A 21,060-nucleotide genomic window follows, 5' to 3' on the forward strand; every position below is an offset into this window, starting at 1 on the left:
CCTTGGTCCTGCGGCAGGCCGTTGTCTGAAGTGATACCACCGTCGTCCGGAACCCCTTCATCGTCCGGGACGCCCCTGTCCGGCGGGGTACCCTGGTCGTGCGGTGTCATCCCCTGATCCGTGTTCGATGGGTGGTCGTTGCAGCCAGGCAGGGCGGCGCCAGCCAGCAGAAAGAGAAGGGCGAAGTGCTTCATACGGCCCCTTCGTGCCGTTAATGAAATTGAAAGTCAAACTCAATTTCAACTAATGTGTCTGAGAATTCGCTGTAACGCTCGGGGCTGGCGGGGACTCTACGTTCTCATGCACCCGCGCCCACACCGGCTGTGGACCTGGCTGGGTGGCGTTGCCCTGCTCGGGGCCGCCGTCGCCTGGTTTGCGCTGCTGGTGCAGGGGGTGTCGCTAGCGCCGTGGACGTGGGCTGCTGTCACCGCAGGCGCTGGCGCCGCGTTGGGTGCTTGGCTGCTCGCCGATCTGATCAGCGGTGTGGTGCACCTGGCCGCGGACGAGCTCGGCGACGAGCGCACTCCGCTGGTGGGGCGCAACGTGATCGCCCCGTTTCGAGAGCACCACGTGCACCCCACGGCGATGACCGAGCACGGCGTAATGGAGACCAACGGCGACAGCGCGCTCGCGGTGTTGCCCATCCTGCTCGCGGGCGTGTGGCTCGCCCCCAGCACGCCCACGGTCGCGACCTTTGCGCTCCACGTCGGGCTGCTGTCGTTCAGCGTCGCCATCTTGCTCACGAACCAGATCCACCAGTGGTCCCATGCCAGGCACGCGCCTTGCACAGTGCGTTGGTTGCAGCGGCACGGTCTGGTCCTCTCGCCCGCGCACCACGCGCAGCACCATCGCCGGCACGACCGCGCCTACTGCATCACGGGAGGCTGGTGCGATCCGCTCTTGGACCGGCTCCTCTCCTCTCGCCGCCACCCCCGGAGCTCGCCTTGAAAGAAGAACCGAAGAACACCTCCATCACTATCGCAGGGTGGGTCCATCAGAACATCACCAGCGACCCGCGTGCCCTCGCATGGTTCGACAACGCCGAGTGCGAGCCGCGCATCCGCCGCGCGTACCGTGACCTGCTGAGCGGCTACGAGGTGGACCCGGCGAGCGTGCTGAAGACCACGCGCACGCTGACGGAGCACGAGCCACGCGGCGTGGTGACGGTGTCGGACATCACGTTCTTCTCGATCTGCGCACACCACTTCCTGCCCTTCTTCGGGCACGCCAGCCTCGCGTACCTGCCGGGCAAGCGCATTCTGGGCCTCGGCAAGCTGCCGCGCCTGGTGGATGCCCTGGCGCGCCGCTTTATGATCCAGGAAGACCTCACGGCGCAGCTGGCGGAGACCCTGCTCACAGCGGGCGAGGCGCGCGGCGTGCGCGTGGTGACGGAGGCGCGCCACCTCTGCATGTGTGGGCGTGGGCCGGCGCAACCCGGCGCTAGCACGCGCGTCGAGGTGGCCCTCGGCGAGCAGTTCGCTTGAGCATGCGTGGTCCACGGCAGGCGGCACGCCGCGTGAGGCCGACCCACCCGATGCGCGGGGCGCTCGCCGTGATGATGGCGTTTGCGCTCGGATGGGTGGTGAGCTGCTCCGGGGAGGCCCCACCACGCGAAGGGGCCCAGGGAGCCACGGCACCCGCCACCGCACTGGGCATCCGCTTCGGCGCAAGCGACAGCGCTCCGGTGGACCTCTCCACCCACGGCGCGGGCCGCGTGACCGTGGCGGTGCACGACCCGTACGAAGACCACGTGGCACGCTTCGAGGCGCTGCCGGCCGTGGCGCTGTTCGACGAGCTGCTGGGAGCGGGCTGGCGCAGCGCCGACGAGCTGGTGTTCGAGTGCGCCGATGGCTACCGCGCCGCAGTGCCCGTGGCGCGGTTCCTCGAGCATCGGGCCTACCTGGCGTTTGCCCGGGCCGACGCCGACTTCGCCATCGACAAGCCGGTGGCCGGCGAAGTGGAGCGCACGTCGCTCGCGCCCGCCTACCTGGTCTGGGAGAACCTGCTGGACGCGCAAGTGCGCAGCGAGGGCGACTGGGGCTGGCCATATCAGATCGTGCGCGTGACGCTGGCCAGCGCGGCAGAGCGCTACGCGCGCATGGCCCCGCCCACGGGCGCGGACGAGCGCGTGGTGCACGGCTTCGCCACGTTCCGCCGCTACTGCTCGCGCTGCCACGCCATCAACGGCGAGGGCGGTGAGGTGGGCCCCGAGCTGAACTATCCGGCGAGCGTGACTGAGTACCTCGAGCCCACGTGGCTGCGTCGCTGGATCGACGCGCCGCTCACCGTGCGGCACGGCACCCCCATGCCGGGCCTGCCGCCGGGCATCCCCGAGCGGGAGGCGGCGCTCGACGACCTGATCGCGTATCTCACGGCGATGGCGGGGCGCAAGCTCGCACCCGAAGGAGTGCACTGACGTGTTCGAGGCCTTCTATCAGAGCGCGTGGCAGCACCCCGGGTTGCTCTTCGCCGCGTGTGCCCTCGGTGCGCTGGTCGTCTTCCAGCAGCGCGCGCGTGTTCACATGACCGTGCGGCACTACGCCATCGCGCTGGTGGTGCTGGCCGCGCTCGACGCGTGGCTCACGTCCACCGACATCCCGCTGATCGGCACGCTGCCCACTGCCAGCGGGCACAACCCAAACGTCGGGGCTGTGCTCGCCACGGCCATCCCGGTGGCCTTCGTGATCCTGGGCGACCTGCGCTACCTGCTGCTGGCCGAGGTCATGACCGACTCGGGCGAGCTGCGCTTCCCCGCCGCCGCCTTCGCGCGCGCCATGGCGTGGTCGCTGCTGGTCCCCGTGCTGGCCCAGCTGGTGGTGCGCTTCGTGCTGCACAGCACGGAGGGGCGCGTGCTGTTCCTCACCTACGAGACGCTGTTCTTCGCGCTGATCCTCGCGCGCCTGCCCTACACCCGCGCGCGCCTGGGCGAGGGCGCGGCGCTGCGCTGGCACCGCACGCTGGATGCGCTGGCGCTCGGCTGGTACGGCACGTGGATCCTCGCGGACGTGGTGATCCTGGGGCTCGACCTCGACGTGGGGTACCTCGCGCGGGTGGTGCCGAACGTGCTGTACTACGGGGCGCTGCCGGCCGTGTTGGTGCGTGCAGCGCCACCCCGGCCCGTTGCGCCATGAAGCCCACCCCCCGTCGCTCGCTGTCTTCCCGCTCGGCCTCGTTGGGGCTCGCAGGCGCGCTGCTGCTGGCCTGTGGGCTGCAAGTGGCCGGCACGCGCGCGCTCTACGGGGGCGCCGAGGTCACCCCCGAAGACGCCGGGTCGCTGGCGCTGCTGCGCTGGCGCAAGGGAAGCTGGTGGGGCACCTGCAGCGGCACACTCATCGCGCCCGATGCGGTGCTGACCGCGGCCCACTGCGTGCGCTCGGCCACCCTGGGCGACCTGAGCATCCGCAACGTGCAGGTGGGGCACCCCCGCGCGCGACCCGAGCGCATCAACGTGCTGCGCGTGGAGGTGCACCCGCAGTTCGACGCCCAGCACGCGGAGCTGGGCCGTGATCTCGCGGTGCTGCGCTTGGTGCGCCCAGCCACGCGCGCGCAGCCCATGCCCTCGCCGCGCTGAGCGGCAACGACATGCTAGCCGGCCCGCCCATCCGCATCCTGGGCTTCGGCGTCACGCGCAGCGGGGGCCGCGGCAGCGCGCGGCTGCAAGGCGCCACGCTCGAGTCCCTCTCGCCCTTCCACTGCTTCTCGGGCAACGTGCAGGGCATGGCGCAGACGCGCTTCTGCGCCGCGTCGCCCAGCGCGGGGGTCTGCCCAGGCGACTCGGGCGCGCCTGCGGTGTTGGGCGTGGGCGGCGTCCCGCACGTGGTGGGCGTGGTCAGCATGGCCGTGGACAACAGCTCGCGGTGTGTGGAGTCCGCCGCGGTGATCACGCGCGTGTCGGCATTCCGCGAGTGGATTGCATCCGTCTCTCGGTGAGGGGGATTCGTCGCCGTCGCCGTCGCCGTCAACGCTCAGGACAACGTCGACGGTGAGAAATCGTCGGCCCCTGCTACACACTCGGCGCGCCAGGTGCGTATCCTGAGAGCAGGCCCTCGCCTCGCCTGAAAGGACTCTTCCCATGCGCTACGTCCTCGGTCTCGCCCTCGCCACCCTGCTCGCACTGCCCGCTGCCCAGGCGGCAGCGGATGCCCCCGCAGCTCCGGTGGAGCACATCTTTCAGGACGCCGACCTGGTGACAGGCGGGCGTCCGAGCGCCACGGAAGGGGTCATCCGTGTGCGTCGTAATCCCGGCGCTAGCTCCCTCATTCGCGTGCGCGCCAGCTTCGTCCAGGAGCTGCTCAAGGACGCCGAAGACCTCTGAGCCCTTTCGGTCACGATGCGCTCCCGCGTGAACGCTGACCGTGCGTGACCTGCGCTGCTCCCTCAGTCCGGCTGCTGAACGCGCGGCTCGCTCGCGCGGATGGGCGTGTTCGCGCGCACCGGGATGCGGCGCACCGTGGGGGGCTCGCCCGAGTCTGGCGTGTGGCGCACCTCGAGCACTCCGTCTTCCGGGTTGGCCACCGTGACCGACCCAGGGCCCGTGGGGTGCGTGACGCGCACGCGCAGTAGCTCGTCGGGATTGGCCGGCTCTTCCACCACGCGCCCCTCGTACTCGCCGAGGTCGGTGGTGGCCTCCACGCCGTCGAGGTCGCGCACCACGGCCACCAGCTGCACGCGCTGCTCGTCCTCGGCGGGGTCGGTCAAGACGCGCAGGCCCACCGTCATGTGCGAGCCATACTGACTCTGGGGCGCCGACGTGTCCGGCGCGAAGGCGGGCGCGGGCCCCGCCCCGGCCGGCGTGCACCCGGTGAACGACGCAACCCCCAGCAAGAGGGCAAAGGACGGGAGGGAGAGGCGATGGCGTGACATAGTCTCAGCCTACCCCCTCGCCCATGGCCAAGCACCTCCCCGACCCCCGCGGCCGCATCCTAGACGCTGCGCTCGTGCTCTTCGCGCGCTTCGGCATCGAAGGCACCACCCTGTCCGACCTGGCGCTGCGGGCGCGCCTGGCCAAGACCACGCTCTATCACCACTTCCCGGATGGCAAGGCCACCATCTTCAAGGTGGCCGTGGAGCGCGTGCTCACCGCGCACTGGGACGACTTCGAAGCCACCGTGCGGCAGCAACCCTGCCCCGTGACGCAGCTGGCCTGCTACGCGCGGCGACGCATCCAGACCTTCGACCGCGAGATCGCGCGCTGGGGGCTCACGCAGGCCACGTGGGAGGCCATGAAGCCCGCCGTGAACGAGTCCATGCTGCCCTACTACGAGCGTGAGCTCGCGCTGCTCACCGAGCTGGTGCGCGAGGGCATGGCGCGCGGGCAGCTGCGCAGCGGGCGCCCGGATACCATCGCCGGCATCCTGCAGGCGGCCTTCCGCGGGTTGACCATCGACGGCAAGCTGGACACCACCGCGCGCGCCCGTGAGGCCGAGCTGGGTGAGCTGGCCGAGTTCGTGGCCGGCGGCCTGCTGGTGCCCGAGGCGCGCGAGCTGTGGCGCACGGCCATGAGCGCGCCGCTCGAGTGACGCGCAACCCTGGGTCCCATCATGGCGCCGATCGGCGGTCGATGCGGTTGACATGGCCCATCTTTCTGCCGGGCAGTATGGTCGACTTGCCGTAGAGGCGCAGCGAGGCGGCCGGATTTCCGAGGTGCAGCGACCAACGCTCCACCTCGTGTCCGATGAGGTTCTCCATGGTGACGTCGGAGTGCCGCGTGGTGGGGCCGAGCGGCCAGCCCGCCACGGCGCGGATGTGCTGCTCGAACTGGTCCACCTGACAGCCCGCCTCGGTCCAGTGCCCCGAGTTGTGCACGCGTGGCGCCACCTCGTTGACCAGTAGGCCACCGGGCGTGACGAAGAGCTCAACGCCCAGCACGCCAACGTAGTCGATGCCGGTGAGGATCCGTTCGGCGAGCCACGGCCTCTCGCGCTGGGCGCGGTCCGCGCGCTGGGACACGGAGTGGTGCGCAGGATCCCGTCGCGGTGACGTTCTCGCCAGGGTCGGACGTGGTCCGCGCGCCGTCAGACCACACGCGCCGCGATGACCGACACCTCGCGGTCGAAGCGCACGAAGCCCTCGGAGCTCACACACGGCTGCTGAGCCACGACGCGCGCCGCGTGAGGTCGTCGGGGCCCGTGACGCGCACCTGACCCTCCGTCGTAGCCGCGTGCCGCGTCTTCACGATGGCGGGCATGCCGATGCGCTCGAGGGCGCGCTCGAGCGCGTCGGGGGTGTCCAGCGGCTCGAACGGCGCAACGCGCAGGCCCAGCCCCTCGAGGAAGCGCTTCTCGCTCAGCCGGTCCTGCAGCACGCAGACGGCGTCGATTGGGGGCCGGATGGGCGGCGTTTCCTGCAGCGCGCGGAGCGCGCCCGTCGGCACGCTCTCCCACTCGAAGGTGATGGCGTCCACGCTGTCGGCGAAGCGCTCCATGGCGGCCACGTCATCGAAGCGCGCGACGGTCAGGCGCTTGGACACGTCGGCTGCGGGACACCCCGGATCGGGATCGAAGGTGTGCACGCGCAGCCCCAGGCGGGCGGCCGCGATGGCGAGCATGCGGCCCAGCTGGCCGCCTCCGAGAATGCCGATGGTCTGCCCGGGAACGAGGGCCCCGGGCGCGGAGACCGCCTCACTCATCGCGCGGGACCTCCTCCACGGCGAGCGACAAGCGCGCTCGCCATGCGTCCAGGCGCTGCGCCAGCGCAGGGTCGCCGAGGGCGAGGATGGACGCCGCCATCAGGCCCGCGTTGGCGGCACCGGCCGCCCCGATGGCCATGGTGGCCACGGGGTAGCCGCGCGGCATCTGGACGATGGAGTAGAGGCTGTCCACGCCCGCGAGCGCCTGGGTCTGGACAGGCACCCCGATGACCGGGAGGCGCCCTTCGACGCCATCATGCCGGGGAGATGCGCCGCCCGCCGGCGCCCGCGATGATGACGCGGAGCCCACGGCCCACCGCTTGGCGACCGTAGTCCCAGAGGCGCTGGGGCGTCCAGCGCCGACACGATGCGCGCCTCGAACGGGATCCGAGCCCTCGAGGATGACGGCCGCGCCCTTCATGGTCTTCCAGTACGACTGGCTGCCCATGATCACGCCCACGATGGGGTCAGACATGCTCGCTCCTCTCCCACCCGCGTGGGGTCCGCTGGTGGATCGCGCCGCCACCGGGCTCGATCGCGAAGACGAACAGCCACTCGTGGTCGACCAGGTTGCGGACCAGCGCGTGCTTGGCGATGACGGCGTCGATCGCGGTGCGCGGCGCCTCGAGGAACACGCTCAGGCGCTGGGGCACGTGGACCCAGTCGTCCCCGTCGTGCAGCGACTGGCGCGGGAGTCCGATGCGCAGGTCGCCTCCGGCTCCCTGGAACACGCCCACGGTGCCCCCGACCACGTTGTGGAGCACCTTGTTGCCGCTCCCGTAGCGGAGGTTGTCCACCGTCGACGCGTAGTACTGCATGTTGATGAAGTGGGCGACCACCATGGGGGCGCACATGATCTGCTCGAGGACGGCGAAGCCCGTGTCTTGCTCGGCGCGGTACTCGTGCAGGAACGCACGTCCATCGAGGTCGAGGTCCCGCGTGCGCTCGCGGGGCGCGACGATCAGCGCCGCATTGCGCGCGAGCCCCCACTCCGGACGCACCTCCGACCAGTCGCGTGACCGACGCCGCAGTCGGGCGCCGAGCGACTCGCGCGGTGCATCGCCGAGCCCCAAGCTCTTCGCGCGCTCTTCGCGTGCTCGCTGCGTGGCGGCCAGAAGCTCTTGCTGGAGCTGCGCCAGGTCGGGGCGGTGCGTGCTCGGCAACGTGGTGAGGTCGAAGAGCCGGAGCTCGTCGGTGGTGGTGTCGTGCACCCCGCCAAGGAAGTGGGTGCTCTCGGGGACGTCGATGCCCTCGCTCACGAGCGCGGCCCGCACCGCCGGGTCGTTGAGCAACGCCGCCAGGGGCGCGCGTTGACCTCACCCTGCCCGCCGCAAGCGCCGCACTGCAGTCCCGCAGCAAGCGGGTTGTTGTCACTCGTGGCCGTGTGCCCGAACAAGGCGACCAGCCGCGCGAAGCCACCGGTGAGGCTCATACCTCGCAGGATCCCCGCCGCGAGCCGCCCGGCGCTCGACGGGGAGCTCGAGGCCGTCTTCGCCCAGGAGCACTGGCCCGAGCTCATGCTCGTGCGGGTGGTGCCGGAGCGGGTCGGCACCGCCGTCGCCGAGAGCGCACGTGTCGCGCAGGAGCGACACCGCCGCGCCGAGGCCGAGGGTCTCCACCCACGAGAAGGTGGAGACCGGACTGCGGGCGAGCCCCTCCGTGGTCCCTGCCACAGAGGCCTCTCGAGAGGCCGCGCTCACTGCACGGGCGTGGTGCTCGCCGCGGTCCACGATGCGCAGGCTGGGGGCGAGGAGACCCGGGAGCTGAGCGCGGGCGCCCCCGCGCAGTGGCTGGTAGGCCACTGGCAGACCGAAGAAGCCCGCGAAGCCGAGCGTCTGGAGCTGCGGTCGCCCATGCTCGACGCAGCGGCGGATGACCTCGGAGCGCACGTCGATGCAGAACACCAGCTGCGCGCTGGGGTATGCGCTCGCGGCCACATGCTCGCGGCGGCCGAGGGCCGAGAGCAGCGGCTCCTGATAGGACAGCTCGAGCGCGCGCTGAGCCACCCAGTCCACCCGCGTGCGATCACGCTGGGAAGGGAGTCGCGTGGTCCACTCACGGCGAGCCGTTCGCCACCCGAGCCGGAGCTCCTCGCCCGCGACCCGCTGGTGGAGCAGCAGCTCCCACGGAGGCGAGCCGCCAGCAGGTGCACGATGGCGTCGTCGTCGCGCCCCACGAGGCGTGCGTCCCAGCGCGTGAAGGCGAAGGCCGACGCCCAACCGAGCACGCTCAGCAGCAGCGCGGTGAGGTAGTCCTCGTACTCCGAGGGAGCGAGCTTCATGGCAGAGAGGGCGTGCCCGATGAGGGCCCTCGGGTCTTCCGGCAGCTTCTTCGCCGCTGCGCCGAGCCCCGTCAGGCCGACCAGGAGCCGCGGGGACTCGTCGTCCACGAGCAGCGCCCGGAACGCGGCGTACAGCCCACCGTCGCGCGACACCGACCAGCTCGCCTGAGCGTCGTCTGCATACGCGGCGCAGGTCTGGCTGAGCTGGCGCGTGACCAGGTCATCGAAGGAGAGCTCGCGGTCGAGGTCACGGTGCGCGTCCAGCCAGTCGACCATGGACGGGTAGCGGGCGGTGGCCTGCTCCGGCTTCTCGAGCTCGTCGAGGACACCTTCGAGCGACAGCTCCGGGCCGCTCTCGCGCAGGGCCGCGAGCAGGTGCCGCTCCGCAAACTCACCCGCAGCGAAGCGCGCCCGGAACCCGCTGCGCGCCATGGTCAGGCGCGTCCCGGAGAGCGCGGTCAGGTGGGCGGCGGCGTCCTCGATGGGGCGGTCCACGAAGCCCCAGTAGGGGTTCACCGCGATCAGGCGATCGAGCGGCCAGGCCGGCGCGATGCGTGCGCAGGCGGCGTCGATGGCGGCGACGATCGCGAGCCGGAGCGGAGCCTCTCGGGCCGCCCGCGCGGACGAGGGCGTTGGCGTGTCGACGGTGAGGGAGGTCATGCGGCGCTCCTGACGATGGTGGTTCGGGAGATGGCGGAAGCGGGGCTGGCCGACTCGAGCGAGCGCGGCGGCCAGAGCGCGAAGGTGAGGCGCGTGAAGACCTCGTCGAGGTAGAAGCCGGCGAAGACCATGGGGAAGAGGCGCCGCGCCAGCGGTCCGGTGGGCGCTGCGGTGAGCCACGTGTGCACGGCGAAGCTCGCGCCGAAGAGACCCACGACCAGCGCTAGGCGCAGCAGGCTGGCCACGCCGGGAGCGCTGGGAGCGCTCGACGGGAACGCGAGCCCGAAGCCCGCATGCAAGCCGAGGTACAGCAGCAGCGCGGCCACGGCGGCCCCGACGAGGATGGCGTTGGCGCGGACGCCACGCTGAAGGTCCACTCGGGCCAGCAGAGGCGTGATCGCCAGCGCGGCGATGAAGCCGGCCGCCCAGCCGGCGTGGCTCGAGCCGAGGCCACCTCCCAGGAGCGCGTCGGCAGCGAACACGGTGGGCAGCGCGAGGCCGAGGGCCGCCATGGAGCGCGCGGGGCTAGCGGCGTCCTCGTGGTGCCGCATGCGCGCGGCCACGGAGGCCTGCACCACGCGTCCCGAGCCGAGGAACGCGTGAGCCTTGTAGAGCGAGTGCGCCACCAGGTGGAGCAGCGCGAGGTCGAAGGCGCCGAGCCCACACTCCACCAACATGAAGCCCATCTGGGCGCAGGTGGACCAGGCCAAACCGACCTTCACGCTCACCCGCGTGGTCATGACGAGCGCGGCGAGCGTTGCCGTCAGGGCGCCCCCGAGCACCAGCAGGGTCTGCGCCACCTCGAGGAGCGGGAGCAGCCCGCTCAGGCGGATGAGGACGAACCCGCCGATGTTGACGATGCCCGCGTGGAGCAGGGCGGACACGGGCGTGGGGGTCTCCATCACCTGGATCAGCCATCCGTGGAACGGGAGCTGGGCGGAGCGCAGCATGACTCCAGCCGCCAGCAGCGCGCCGGCCGCCTCGATGGACAGCGACTCGGGCATGCCCTGCTGCGCGCGCGCGGCGAGGACGTCGAGCTCGAGCGTGCCGAAGCCGTGGTGCAGCAGCAGCAGCGCGGTGAAGAGCGCAAGGTCCGCGATCCGGCTCATGAGGAACTTCTTGTGAGCGGCCACCAGCGCCTGCGGGCGGTCTGGGTAGAACGTCAGCAGCTGGTGGAGCGCGATGCTCGAGATGCTCCACGCAGCCGCCAGCACCAGCAGGTGGTTCGCGATGACCAGCAGGCTGACGGCCGCGAGGATGAGCAGGAGCGCGCGCAGGTAGCGCAGCTGGCCCGGCTCACCAGCCAGGTAGCGCTGCGAGAAGCGCATGATGACCAGCGCCACGAGGGTGACGAGGCCGAGCATGATCAGCGAGAGGCCGTCCCCTCGCACGCTCAGCGTGGCGGGAGCCCCACCGATGGCGTGGGCGAGGAGGCCTGCTCCGGGCAGCGACACGTGCACCACGTGGGCGCCAGACCCCATCAGGTGCGCGCATGCCGCGATGCCGGTGAGCAGCGGCGCGGTGTGTGCCGCCAGCTGGGCCACACGCCAGCGGCGGGGGAGGGTGAAGCGCGCAAAGGCGCCCGTGGTCGGCAGCGTGAGACAAAGCGCCGCGATGCCGAAGAGCAGGGGTACCGAGAGGAGGAAAGCGACGGTCATGGACATGGTTGAACTCCGTGTTCCCGGGAGATAGCCCGGCCCCTATGTTCCGTAAAATACAATGTGGTAAAACATACGTTCTCTATTTATGAACGTTTTGGGCGACGCCCAGGAGGGCGCGCGGAGCGCCGCAGGCTAGCGATCGGCCCGCCCGACGAGGCTCTCGCCGTAGCTCGTGAGGCCAGGGCGGGCGGCACCGACGAGACACGCCACGGTGCCGTGCAGCTTGTTCTCGTACATGAGCTGGTGCGCCTCCGGGATCTCTTCCCACGTGAACACGCGTGTCAGGACGGGCTTGACCTTGCCGTCTCGCATCAGCGCGTTGGCGCGCCGACACGAGTCGGCGTCGGCGAAGTGGGAGCCGATGATCTGCTTCTGCCGCATCCACAGGTGACGCACGTCGAACGTGAGCTGATAGCCGGTGGTGGCACCGCAGATGACGATTCGGCCATAGCGGTTGGCCAAGAAGACGCTGGCCGGGAAGGTGCTCTTGCCCACGTGCTCGAAGACCACGTCAGGGCCCGTGCGCTCTCCGAGGATCTGCCAGATGCGCTCTCCGAAGGCCCGGATCGCGCGCCCGTGCGCGGCCTGCTCGGCGGCGCTCATGTCGTCGCGGAAGTGCAGCGCGGGGAACTCCGCGCGGTTGATGACGCCCACCGCACCGAGGCGCAGGCAGAGCTCGGCCTTGTCGTCGCTCGACACCACGGCGATGGGACGCGCCCCCATCGCGGCGGCGAGCTGCACGGCGAACACCCCGAGGCCCCCTGCCGCACCCCACACGAGCACCACCTCGCCGGGCTGCACCTTGGCGCGGTCCACCAGCTGCGGTGCGCGGTGTAGTAGGTGAGGCCCGTAGCTGGCCGCCTCCTCCCCAGCTGAGCTGGGGCGGCTTCCGCAGCAGCTGCTGGCCTGCACGCGGGAACTGGCAAAGCCTCGGGCGTCCGTAGCCCCAGATCGTCTGCAGGTCGGACGCGCCGGGCTCGAGCAAGTGGTTGCAGCGCAGCACCACCTCGTCGCCCACCTTCCAGCCGGTGACGCCTTCTCCGATGGCCCACACCACACCGGACGCGTCGACCCGGAACGACGAGGTCGAGCCATGGTTGCGGAGATGTTCACCGGCTCCGAGCCCGCCAGATGCCGTTGAGCTGACGCCGCCGCCATGACCGCACCAGACCTACCGGGGCCGGACCCAGACGTCGATCACCTGGACGAACGACTGCGTGGGCACCGAAGCGCCTCGGGGGATGACGTAGGCGTGCATCTGGGGGGCAGCTCGCCCAGCGCCAGCGCCTGCCCGCACGGGGACGAGCTGCGATCCAGGTTCAGCGTGTTCGACCTCCTGTCTGCTGTGCGCGGAATTGCCCCCGCGTCTCGAGCGCGTCCATCACGAGCTTCACGGCCTCGTCGATGCGCATCTTGTCGAGGCCCACCGCCACGTCGGCGTTCTCCGGCCGCGTGAAGCCCGCGAAGTCGCCCTCGGGGCGGCGCTCAGAGCCGAGGTCGGTGTCCACGAACACCTGCCCACGCGGTCTCGCCGATGCGTGGCGCAGCGCTCGCGATCGCCCGGCGTGTAGGCCGGGAAAGCGCAGACGGTGACCAAGCCGGCGTCCGTGCACGCCTTGCACGCCGTGATCATGGTCTCGAGCGCGAGCGAGCCCATGTCCACCTTGAAGTGGAGATCCCGCACCTCGGCCCGCACGTACTGCGTGGTGTGCTTGATCAGGTAGCTCTTCTCGCGGTCGAGCGGCGTCTCGTTCATCCACACCACGTAGGCGTCGAAGGTGCGGCGCACGTGCGGGAGGTCGTGTGCGTGCCCAGCATGTCGCCGCGGCACGTCGATCCCGTCCTCGAGTCGGATGGTCACCGACTGCGGCGTGAACGCCTCGTCGAGCTCGCCCTCGTACACGTCGATGGCCTTGACCTTGGACGACCGGCCGACGGCAGCGACACCAGCGTGTCGCCCTTCTTCACCAGCCGCTGGCGATCCCCCCCCGCGAACCCGCGGTAGTCCAGGTTCGGGCGGATGACGTACTGCACCGGGAAGCGGAGTGCCGAGGTCGCGGTCCTGCGCCACCGGCACCGTCTCGAGGTGGGCGAGCACGCTCTGCCCCTGGTACCACGGCGTGGCCGGGCTCTTGGTGACGCAGTTGTCGCCGTTCTTCGCGCTCACCGGGAAGCACGTGATGGTCTTCGCCAGCTTCATGCTGGCCGCGTAGGCGTGGAAGTCGGCGCTGATCTGATCGAACACCTCTTCTGAGAAGTCCACCAGGTCCATCTTGTTGATGCACACGCGAGGTGGGATGCCCAGCAGCGAGGCCACGAACGCGTGCCGCCGCGACTGCTCGAGCACGCCCTTGCGCGCGTCGATCAAGATGAGCGCCACGTCCGCCGTGGACGCGCCGGTCACCATGTTGCGCGTGTACTGCACGTGCCCCGGCGTGTCGGCGATGATGAACTTGCGCTTCGGCGTGGCGAAGTAGCGGTAGGCCACGTCGATGGTGATGCCCTGCTCGCGCTCGGCCTTGAGGCCGTCGGTGAGCAACGAGAAGTCGATGCTGCCGTCGTCGAGGCGCTGCCCTTCTCGAGCGCCGCCAGCTGGTCCTCGAAGACCATGCCCGTGTCGTACAGCAGGCGCCCGATGAGCGTGGACTTGCCGTCGTCCACCGAGCCGATCGCGACGAAGGCGGCAGGCTCCTTGCCCCGATACTTCTCGAGGTAGCCCTCGATGTCCGCCGCGATCAGGTCCTTTTTTCGTGGAAGTCCGACATCAGAAGTAGCCTTCCTTCTTCTTCTTCTCCATCGAACCTTCTTCGTCCGTGTCGATCAAGCGCCCCTGTCGCTCGGAGAACTTGTTCAGCAGCATCTCCTGGATGACCTTGGGCAGCGTGTCGGCCTGTGAGTGCACCGCGCCGCTCAGCGGGTAGCAGCCGAGCGTGCGGAAGCGCACCACCTCGTCACGCGGCGTCTCGCCGGGCTCGAAGGGCATGCGGTCGTCGTCGATCATGATCATGGTCCCCTGCCGGTCCACCACCGGGCGCGGGGCCGCGAAGTACAGCGAGGGAACCGGGATCTTCTCGAGCCAGATGTAGAGCCAGACGTCCAGCTCGGTCCAGTTGGAGATCGAACACCCGCGTGCTCTCGCCCTGGTTGATCTTCCGTTGTAGGTTCCACAGCTCGGGGCGCTGGTTCTTCGGGTCCCACTGCTGGAACCGGTCGCGGAACGAGTAGACCCGCTCCTTGGCGCGCGACTTCTCCTCGTCGCGCCGCGCGCCACCGAACGCGCAGTCGAAGCCGTACTTGGTGAGGGCCTGCTTGAGCGCGTCGGTCTTCATGACGCCCGTGTACTTGTTGCTCCCGTGCGTGAACGGCGTGATCCCACCGTTGCCCCCGCCGGGTTCGTGCACGAGCAGGTCGTCGAGCGCCAGTCTGCGGAAACGCGATCATCCTGGAACTTCCACAGTGGTGTCGATGCGCAGCAGCGGGAAGATGCCCCGCGCGCGCCTTGAGGGCCAGGCGCAGCAGCACCGACGAGTCCTTGCCGATGCTGTACAGCATCACCGGCTTGTCGAACTCGGCCGCGGCCTCGCGGATGATCTGGATGCTCTCTCCGGCCTCGAGCTGCCTGGAGGTGACTGAGTGTTCACCCATGCTCATCCGTCATCCCCTCGGACTTTAGCGGGCGCTACCGACGCCCATGGCGAAGAACTGCGAACCGCCACTGTAGGCGTGGGCCGACGGCGATCTTGGCGCCGTCCACCTGGTGCCGCTCGGCGGTGCCGCGCCCCTGGCGGGCGGTCGCGGAAGTGGATCATGCTATGGCGGATGGGGTTGGTGCAGAGCACGCCGCCGCTCAGTTGAGGGGCAGCTGACCGCCAGCGGGTCCTGCCCTCCATGGTCCACTTCCAGCCCTCGCCCGCTCGCGAAGCCGAGGTTCTCGAGCCATGGGCTCGAACCAGAGAAGGCACGGATCTCGGCGCAGTCCACGTCCTTGCGGGGTCGACGCGCCTGGTCGTCGTCCCTGGCGCACATCTGGCCGGCCTTAGGTTGACCTGGTCGCGGCCCGCGAACGTGCGCCTCGGTGCGCACGCGCAGGATCCACGGTGCAGCCCTTGGCGTGCTTGTCGCTGGCCAGCACCATGGCGACGGCGCCGTCGGAGGGGCAGGCCCCGAGTAGCGGATCGGTCCCACAGCATGGGCGAGGCCTTCACCTCGCCGAGCGTCTGCTTGAGGTGCAGGTGCGCCTTGGGGGTCAAGAGGCCTGCTCGCGGTCCACGGCCACCATCCGCGTCGGGGTGCGCGTCGTGCCGCGCCAGTACCGCGGATGAGCGGCGCGGAAGTAGCCGCCGGCGCCGGCCACCAGCTGCGGCTGGAAGGGGATGGCGGGCGAGGCACATGGCGTTGCCTGCTCTGCTTCTCGAACGCGAGGGGTGAGCACCTGCTGGTGCACGCCGCCTGATCGTGGCTGGCCACCACCGCCGTCGAGCCGCCCACGGAGCCGGCGGTGTGCACGCGGAAGAGGGTTCCACGCGCAGCGCGTCGGCCATGAAGAGTCCGGCACCGCCCTCGAACACGTCGGGGCCGTGCCGATGACGATGGCGTCCCCGAGCGTGCGGTCGGCGTCCTCGAGGGGCGGAACAGCGCCTCCGCAGAGCCCAGGGAGCAGAGACGCCCTGGTCTCGCGGTGTTCGGTCTGGCCAATGCCGAGACGGCGCAACGTTCAGACATCACTCAGCCTCCGGCAACCAGGTTCTGCTGCAGGCACGGTCCGTCGCAGTGGGCCACGGCGCGGGCGCTGCGTCCACGATGCGGGCGGCGGCCTCTCCAAGCGGATGAGACCGGTGGTCATGACGAGCCGGCGCGAGCGCGCCCCCCAGGGTTGATGCGGACGCTCGGCCGCCCAGCGCTTCTTTCAAGATGATCTCCTGGTGCGCGAGGGGCGGCGCTCGGCCACGTCCACCTTGGCCTTCACCGGCCCGCCGGAGGGCGCCGAGGGGCTCGGAGGTCGCGCAGGCCGCGAGGGCCTCACGCGTGGTCGATGCCGCGGATGAACCGGGCGCTTGAGAGCGCGGGCCTTTGTCGCCGCTGGCCAGGATGACGCAGGCGGCGCCGTCGGTGACGGCGGGAAGCTCTTGCGCAGGCGAGCTGAGGTAGGGCCTCCTTCCAGGATCTTTCTTCGCGTCGAACTCGCCCTTCACCTGGCGTGGTTCGATGGCCGCCGGCTGCGCACCGCGATGTCCGCGAAGTCGCGCTCGGTGGCCTTGCCCGCGTCGATGAGCGCGCGCCAGGCCGCCGCGCTGGTCGAGCCCGACGCTGAACGAGAGGTCGTCAGGTTCATGATGTCCGGGATGGGCCCGAGCGAGCCGCGGCCGAACGAGAACACCAGCGCCACGTCGATGTCGCCGCGCAGCAGGCGCACCCACGCTTCGTAGAGCGCGAACGCGCCGTCCATCTCCACGTGCGACGCGGATGGGCGGCGACGCTGAGCCCGTCAGCCACGAACGAAAGGGCCGGCCGATGAGAGTCGCCCGCTCACGGTGACCCACGTCTCGGCGTGAGCCCACCGGGCAGGGCCGTTGACGATGGCCCCACCATCTGCCTGCAGGCGGCGCCTCGTTGGGGAGTTGATGGAAGGACTATGGCGATGTCACGCACCGAGGCGCTCCGAGTAGCTCCGGCGCGTCGGGTTCGCCGGTCGGTTCGAAATAGAGATCGACCGAGGTCTCCCACCGCTCACGCGGCTTCCCTTGGCCTTCACCCCAGCCCTGCGGACGTGCGTCACAGGACGCCGCTGATCAGGTGGTAGATGGGCAGGTCGGCCCCGTCCAAGACGATGGCGCCGAAGCTGTAGGGAGGCGTCAGCTTCTGACCCTCGAACGGGATGCGCACCACCGTGAACGTGGTGACCACGCCGGTGTGCGGCAGTCCACGCCTTCTTGGCTTGCCCACCGGGCTCGCACCGCGGCGGCCGGGCCCTTGCCGGGTCTGGCACTGCGCCGATGATCTTGCCCTCCCGGAAGGCCGCAGGTAGGCGCTCTGGTGTCGCCGGGCCCAGCTGAACCCGAGCCGCACCGGCCCGGCAGGATGGGCGACTCGGCTCGAAGCAGCGATGTCAGGATGTTGCCCTGCTTCGGCGCCGACGCACCCGCACCCGCATCCCGGGCAGCTCGCTCCGCTCTTCGCCGCGAGCATGGGATGCGTCCGCCCTCCCGCACGAGGCCGAACGCGAACGGCGCCTTGCGGGGGTGGGTGGGCCGCGGCTCGGCCACCCAGGTCCACGACTTGAGGACACCCGTGGGCCGCAGCGTCACGAACTCGTGGGGTCGCCCCTGGGGCGGGCAGAGCACCGGCCCCGGCGGTCTTGACGCCCTCGAGCCCAGCGCAGGCCCTCGAGGAAGCGCCCGATCACGGGGCCCATCGAGCGCCGGTACGTGTACTCGAGGACGTAGGGGGCGGAGAGAGGTTCTTCCATGGGCTGAACGTGGTCCGCCGATAACGTTCCGTAAAATACTGATTTCCAATCGAATCAATCTGTATTACGGAACTTTTATGACCGCGACGATCTCCCGCGCACCGCGCCTCAACTACCACCACCTGCACTTCTGGGCGGTGGCCCGTGAATCACCACGGGCCGCCCGGTTTTAGTGTCGTCGGCGCTCGACGCGGGATTCGGCAGCTCGAGGACTCCTCGGCCAACCGCTCTTCACGCGCGAGGGCCGGCGGCTGGTCTTGACCGAGACCGGGCGCATCGCCCTCGACTACGCCGACACCATCGCCACGGCCGGCAACGAGCTGGTGGCGACCGTGCGCGAAGGCAAGAAGCGCGACCAGCAGGTGCTCGCGGCGCGGTGGGGCACTCTCGCGCAACTTCCAGGGCGGCTCCCTGTCGCCGCTGCTGGGGAAACCGCCGTGCACCTCGTGCTGCACTCGGGCTCGCTCGATGAGCTGCTCGGTCGGCTGCGGGCTCACGTCCTCGACCTCGTGCTGTCCAACACCCGCGTGCAGGACGACGGCGACAACGCGTGGCGCTGCCGGCGCATCGCCCGTCAGCAGGTGAGCCTAGTGGGCCCACGGCGCAGCACCCCGTTTCGATTCCCGCAGGACCTGGATGACCTGCCCATGTTGCTGCCCAGCCGAGACAGCGAGCTGCGCAACGCGTTCGACCTGCTGTGCGAGCACCATGGCATCCGGGTGCGCATCGCGAGCGAAGCCGACGACATGGCCATGCTGCGCGTGCTCGCTCGCACGTCCGGCCTGGTCGCGCTGCTGCCGGCCGTCGTCGTGCAGGGCGAGCTCGTCAGTCACGAGCTCGAGGAGTACTGCGTGGTGCCCGACCTGTACGAGGCCTTCTACGCCATCCACGTGAAGCGCCAGCACCCGAACCCGCTGGTGCACCGCCTGCTGGACCGCACCGAGGACGAGATGCTGGCCATGGCGGCCCCGCGGAAGCCGGCCCCCGCGGCCAAGCGGCCAAAGCCCGAGAAAAAACCGTCTCGGGGTCGGTGAGCACGCGCGAGCACGAAGTCACCCGCGGTCGAGCTGTCAGCTTTTAATTCAAGCCCCCTGTGCGGGACTCTCGATCCTGCTCCGTGGATGGGGCATGCTGCGCACAGTCCAAACCGAACCTCAGTCGGTCCAGGCCAACCCGGCCTCACGGACCCTTGGAGTCAGCGCATGTCATCCCAGCCCGCCACCCAGCCCCGCGACTTCTACCGGGACGCCGACGCCGACGCGCGCGTGACGTCCACGCTCCGCTCGTACCTGCGCTTCTTCCGGGACGGGCAAGCCGGGCAAGACACCCGGGACGCGCAGCAGGCCCACGCCGAGCGGCACAGCGACTACGCCGCCATGGTCAACCAGTACTACGACCTGGCCACTGACTTCTACGAGCGTGGCTGGGGCAAGTCGTTCCACTTCGCGCCGCGCTTCGAGGGCGAGGCCTTCGCGGCGTCGCTAGCGCGTCACGAGCACTACCTGGCGCTGCGCCTGGGGCTCCGCGCGGGGCAGACCGCGCTCGACGTGGGCTGCGGCGTGGGCGGTCCCATGCGCGCCATCGCGCGCTTCTCGGGCGCCAACGTGGACGGCGTGAACAACAACGACTACCAGCTGGAGAAGCTGGCTCGTTACAACGTGGAGGCGCGCCTCGACCACCTGTGCCGCGGCATCAAGGGCGACTTCATGAAGATGCCGCTCGCCGACCAGAGCTACGACGCAGCCTATGCGGTGGAAGCCACGTGCCACGCGCCCGACCGCGTGGGCGTCTACAGCGAGATCGCGCGCGTGCTCAAGCCGGGCGCGCGCTTCGCGGTGTACGAGTGGTGCCTCACGGACCGCTACGATGGCAGCAACCCCACGCACCGCACCATCAAGCGCGACATCGAGTCGGGCGACAGCCTGCCCGACATGATCAGCACGCACGCCGTGCTGGACGCCGTGCGCAAGGCCGGCCTAGTGGTGGAAGACAGCACAGACCTGGCGCAGAGCGGCGACGCGAGCACGCCCTGGTACCTGCCGCTCGAGGGCGAGCGCGGGCTCAACTTCACGTCGGTGCGGCGCAGCGCGCCCGGGCGCTTCGTGAGCAACCGCATGATCGGCGTGTTCGAGCAGCTGAAGGTCATCCCCGAAGGCAGCAAGGCCGTCAGCGACATGCTCAACGTAGGCGCCGACGCGCTCATTCAAGGCGGCCGCACGGGCATCTTCACGCCGTGCTTCTTCGTGCTGGCTCGGAAGCCCGCGTGATCATCGGGGCGTTGCTCTCCGCGCTCGAGAAGCGTCGTGCACACCAGGCCAAGCGTGAGCGGCCCTCGCGCCTCGCGCCCACGCCAGAGGAGCGCGAGGCCCTCGACGCGGCGCGCGTGAGCTCGTATCCGGCGGTGTATCCCACGGGCTGGATCCCGCTGCTGCCCGACACGGAGCTGCGCAGGGAGCCGGTGGCGGTGCATGCGCTCGGCCGCTCGCTGGTGGTGTTCCGCGGCGAGAGCGGGGCCATCACGGTCATGGACGCCTTCTGCCCGCACCTGGGCGCGCACCTGGCGCTCGGCCACGTGTGCGGCGAGGCGCTGACGTGCCGCTTCCACGGCTGGCAGTTCGCGAACACCGGCGAGGTGGTCAGCGTGCCCTACGGCAAGCGCAGCCCGGCGCGGGTGGGCGTGCACCCGTCCGAGGTCTACTACGGGATGATCTGCGCCTACCTGGCGCCCACCGGCGTGAGCGCCGTGGCCCCGTATGCGCTCGGCCGCATGCCCGAGATCGACGACGGCCGCTTCACCTACCGTGGGGCCATGGACGCGCACGACGTGCGCATGAACCTGCTGGAGTTCGCCGAGAACAGCGCCGACGTGCAGCACTTCGCGCACCTGCACGACCGCTTCCGCATCCCGTGGACGCAGGTCCCGCTGCCCGGCGTGGGCCTCGAGCACAGCGCCACGTGGCGCAAGGACCCGAGCGAGCCGCACGTCTGCTGGTTCGAGAACGAGGCCACCGTCACGTTCCGCGGCAAGCGCGTGGAGGGCCGCGGCGGCAAGGCGCGCGTGCGCTTCGACGGCCCCGGCACGGTCATCCGCTTCGAGCTGGATCTCGGCGCGCGCGGCACCGTGGTGCTCTTCCAGTTCCACACGCCCAAGGGCCCGCTGCGCCAGCACGTGCGCTTCAGCTGGTTCGCCGAGCGGCACGTCCCCGACGGCCTCGCGCGCTTCGTGGTGGGCCACTGGGTCTCGCAGTGGGAGCAAGACCTCGAGATCTGGGAGACCAAGGCCTACCGCCCGCAGCCGGGCTTGGTGGCGGAAGACGGCCCGGTCATCGCGATGCGCCGCTGGGTGCAGCAGTTCTACGTGTGA

20 protein-coding genes and 4 pseudogenes are annotated in these 21,060 nt (G+C 70.3%); 11 read left to right on the plus strand and 13 right to left on the minus strand.

Annotated features, from left to right (window positions below; translation table 11 throughout):
* Positions 1-300 precede the first annotated feature (300 nt).
* The 7 genes from IPI43_12120 to IPI43_12150 all read left to right on the plus strand — a co-directional run bounded on the left by IPI43_12120 (position 301) and on the right by IPI43_12150 (position 4,315).
* Entirely contained in the window at positions 301-948 is a 648-nt protein-coding gene (locus tag IPI43_12120; GenBank protein ID MBK7774861.1) for a hypothetical protein, read from the plus strand.
* Entirely contained in the window at positions 945-1,484 is a 540-nt protein-coding gene (locus IPI43_12125) for a GTP cyclohydrolase I (protein ID MBK7774862.1), read from the plus strand. Before IPI43_12120 ends, IPI43_12125 begins: the two co-directional genes overlap by 4 nt.
* 50 nt (positions 1,485-1,534) lie before the next feature.
* Positions 1,535-2,416 (plus strand): cytochrome c, encoded by an 882-nt coding sequence (locus IPI43_12130; GenBank protein ID MBK7774863.1) that lies wholly within the window; start codon positions 1,535-1,537, stop codon positions 2,414-2,416.
* A 1-nt stretch (position 2,417) separates the two neighbouring features.
* Positions 2,418-3,131 (plus strand): hypothetical protein, encoded by a 714-nt coding sequence (locus IPI43_12135; protein MBK7774864.1) that lies wholly within the window; start codon positions 2,418-2,420, stop codon positions 3,129-3,131.
* Positions 3,128-3,571, plus strand: coding sequence for a trypsin-like serine protease (locus tag IPI43_12140; protein MBK7774865.1), 444 nt, complete (start codon positions 3,128-3,130; stop codon positions 3,569-3,571). The genes IPI43_12135 and IPI43_12140 overlap by 4 nt, the downstream gene beginning before the upstream one ends.
* An 11-nt stretch (positions 3,572-3,582) precedes the next feature.
* Positions 3,583-3,930: a trypsin-like serine protease gene (locus tag IPI43_12145; protein ID MBK7774866.1), complete on the plus strand. Its 348-nt coding sequence runs from the start codon at positions 3,583-3,585 to the stop codon at positions 3,928-3,930.
* A 142-nt stretch (positions 3,931-4,072) separates the two neighbouring features.
* Positions 4,073-4,315 (plus strand): hypothetical protein, encoded by a 243-nt coding sequence (locus IPI43_12150; GenBank protein MBK7774867.1) that lies wholly within the window; start codon positions 4,073-4,075, stop codon positions 4,313-4,315.
* Positions 4,316-4,377: 62 nt separating this feature from the next.
* On the opposite strand, the gene IPI43_12155 is transcribed toward IPI43_12150, so the two are convergent.
* Positions 4,378-4,863 (minus strand): hypothetical protein, encoded by a 486-nt coding sequence (locus IPI43_12155; GenBank protein ID MBK7774868.1) that lies wholly within the window; start codon positions 4,861-4,863, stop codon positions 4,378-4,380.
* 23 nt (positions 4,864-4,886) lie between these two features.
* Between IPI43_12155 and IPI43_12160 the strand changes: the two genes are divergently transcribed.
* Entirely contained in the window at positions 4,887-5,519 is a 633-nt protein-coding gene (locus tag IPI43_12160) for a TetR/AcrR family transcriptional regulator (GenBank protein MBK7774869.1), read from the plus strand.
* Between the two features lie 19 nt (positions 5,520-5,538).
* Here the strand turns inward: IPI43_12160 and IPI43_12165 are convergent.
* The 12 genes and pseudogenes from IPI43_12165 to IPI43_12220 all read right to left on the minus strand — a co-directional run bounded on the left by IPI43_12165 (position 5,539) and on the right by IPI43_12220 (position 17,296).
* Positions 5,539-6,628 (minus strand): annotated as a pseudogene (locus tag IPI43_12165) (5-(carboxyamino)imidazole ribonucleotide synthase).
* On the minus strand, positions 6,621-7,103 hold the full coding sequence (locus IPI43_12170) for an AIR carboxylase family protein (GenBank protein MBK7774870.1): 483 nt from the start codon (positions 7,101-7,103) through the stop codon (positions 6,621-6,623). The pseudogene IPI43_12165 and the gene IPI43_12170 overlap by 8 nt, the downstream one beginning before the upstream one ends.
* Positions 7,096-7,920, minus strand: coding sequence for a DUF2309 family protein (locus IPI43_12175; protein ID MBK7774871.1), 825 nt, complete (start codon positions 7,918-7,920; stop codon positions 7,096-7,098). Before IPI43_12175 ends, IPI43_12170 begins: the two co-directional genes overlap by 8 nt.
* The gene (locus IPI43_12180) at positions 7,884-8,147 is read right to left on the minus strand and encodes a DUF2309 family protein (GenBank protein MBK7774872.1); all 264 of its coding nucleotides are present in this window, start codon (positions 8,145-8,147) and stop codon (positions 7,884-7,886) included. Before IPI43_12180 ends, IPI43_12175 begins: the two co-directional genes overlap by 37 nt.
* A 177-nt stretch (positions 8,148-8,324) precedes the next feature.
* Entirely contained in the window at positions 8,325-9,569 is a 1,245-nt protein-coding gene (locus IPI43_12185) for a DUF2309 family protein (GenBank protein ID MBK7774873.1), read from the minus strand.
* On the minus strand, positions 9,566-11,233 hold the full coding sequence (locus IPI43_12190) for an NADH-quinone oxidoreductase subunit L (GenBank protein ID MBK7774874.1): 1,668 nt from the start codon (positions 11,231-11,233) through the stop codon (positions 9,566-9,568). The genes IPI43_12185 and IPI43_12190 overlap by 4 nt, the downstream gene beginning before the upstream one ends.
* 129 nt (positions 11,234-11,362) lie before the next feature.
* A complete protein-coding gene (locus IPI43_12195; GenBank protein MBK7774875.1) occupies positions 11,363-12,046 on the minus strand; it encodes a zinc-binding dehydrogenase in 684 nt (227 codons plus the stop codon).
* 574 nt (positions 12,047-12,620) lie between these two features.
* A complete protein-coding gene (locus tag IPI43_12200; protein MBK7774876.1) occupies positions 12,621-13,769 on the minus strand; it encodes a sulfate adenylyltransferase in 1,149 nt (382 codons plus the stop codon).
* Positions 13,770-13,994: 225 nt separating this feature from the next.
* Positions 13,995-14,875: pseudogene (locus tag IPI43_12205) on the minus strand (sulfate adenylyltransferase subunit 2).
* Between the two features lie 24 nt (positions 14,876-14,899).
* Positions 14,900-15,941, minus strand: a pseudogene (locus IPI43_12210) (thiolase domain-containing protein).
* Between the two features lie 477 nt (positions 15,942-16,418).
* Positions 16,419-16,676, minus strand: coding sequence for a hypothetical protein (locus IPI43_12215; protein ID MBK7774877.1), 258 nt, complete (start codon positions 16,674-16,676; stop codon positions 16,419-16,421).
* A 326-nt stretch (positions 16,677-17,002) separates the two neighbouring features.
* Positions 17,003-17,296, minus strand: a complete 294-nt coding sequence (locus IPI43_12220; protein MBK7774878.1) for an OB-fold domain-containing protein — start codon at positions 17,294-17,296, stop codon at positions 17,003-17,005.
* A 477-nt stretch (positions 17,297-17,773) separates the two neighbouring features.
* On the opposite strand from IPI43_12220, the pseudogene IPI43_12225 reads away from it, so the two are divergent.
* The 3 genes and pseudogenes from IPI43_12225 to IPI43_12235 all read left to right on the plus strand — a co-directional run bounded on the left by IPI43_12225 (position 17,774) and on the right by IPI43_12235 (position 21,060).
* Positions 17,774-18,730, plus strand: a pseudogene (locus tag IPI43_12225) (LysR family transcriptional regulator).
* Positions 18,731-18,898: 168 nt separating this feature from the next.
* Positions 18,899-19,963: a methyltransferase domain-containing protein gene (locus tag IPI43_12230; protein MBK7774879.1), complete on the plus strand. Its 1,065-nt coding sequence runs from the start codon at positions 18,899-18,901 to the stop codon at positions 19,961-19,963.
* On the plus strand, positions 19,930-21,060 hold the full coding sequence (locus tag IPI43_12235; GenBank protein MBK7774880.1) for a Rieske 2Fe-2S domain-containing protein: 1,131 nt from the start codon (positions 19,930-19,932) through the stop codon (positions 21,058-21,060). Before IPI43_12230 ends, IPI43_12235 begins: the two co-directional genes overlap by 34 nt.

Source organism: Sandaracinaceae bacterium (genome assembly GCA_016706685.1).
Taxonomy (GTDB): Bacteria; Myxococcota_A; Polyangia; order Polyangiales; family Houyiibacteriaceae; genus JADJJE01.

What these genes read in the sequence shown, in the direction of transcription:
- IPI43_12120 (MBK7774861.1), top strand. Translation starts at nt 301, where the DNA reads ATGCACCCGCGCCCACACCGGCTGTGGACCTGGCTGGGTGGCGTTGCC.
- IPI43_12130 (MBK7774863.1), top strand. Translation starts at nt 1,535, where the DNA reads ATGCGCGGGGCGCTCGCCGTGATGATGGCGTTTGCGCTCGGATGGGTG.
- IPI43_12140 (MBK7774865.1), top strand. Translation starts at nt 3,128, where the DNA reads ATGAAGCCCACCCCCCGTCGCTCGCTGTCTTCCCGCTCGGCCTCGTTG.
- IPI43_12145 (MBK7774866.1), top strand. Translation starts at nt 3,583, where the DNA reads ATGCTAGCCGGCCCGCCCATCCGCATCCTGGGCTTCGGCGTCACGCGC.
- IPI43_12150 (MBK7774867.1), top strand. Translation starts at nt 4,073, where the DNA reads ATGCGCTACGTCCTCGGTCTCGCCCTCGCCACCCTGCTCGCACTGCCC.
- IPI43_12155 (MBK7774868.1), bottom strand. Translation starts at nt 4,863, where the DNA reads ATGTCACGCCATCGCCTCTCCCTCCCGTCCTTTGCCCTCTTGCTGGGG.
- IPI43_12160 (MBK7774869.1), top strand. Translation starts at nt 4,887, where the DNA reads ATGGCCAAGCACCTCCCCGACCCCCGCGGCCGCATCCTAGACGCTGCG.
- IPI43_12170 (MBK7774870.1), bottom strand. Translation starts at nt 7,103, where the DNA reads ATGTCTGACCCCATCGTGGGCGTGATCATGGGCAGCCAGTCGTACTGG.
- IPI43_12180 (MBK7774872.1), bottom strand. Translation starts at nt 8,147, where the DNA reads ATGAGCTCGGGCCAGTGCTCCTGGGCGAAGACGGCCTCGAGCTCCCCG.
- IPI43_12185 (MBK7774873.1), bottom strand. Translation starts at nt 9,569, where the DNA reads ATGACCTCCCTCACCGTCGACACGCCAACGCCCTCGTCCGCGCGGGCG.
- IPI43_12190 (MBK7774874.1), bottom strand. Translation starts at nt 11,233, where the DNA reads ATGTCCATGACCGTCGCTTTCCTCCTCTCGGTACCCCTGCTCTTCGGC.
- IPI43_12215 (MBK7774877.1), bottom strand. Translation starts at nt 16,676, where the DNA reads ATGGACGGCGCGTTCGCGCTCTACGAAGCGTGGGTGCGCCTGCTGCGC.
- IPI43_12230 (MBK7774879.1), top strand. Translation starts at nt 18,899, where the DNA reads ATGTCATCCCAGCCCGCCACCCAGCCCCGCGACTTCTACCGGGACGCC.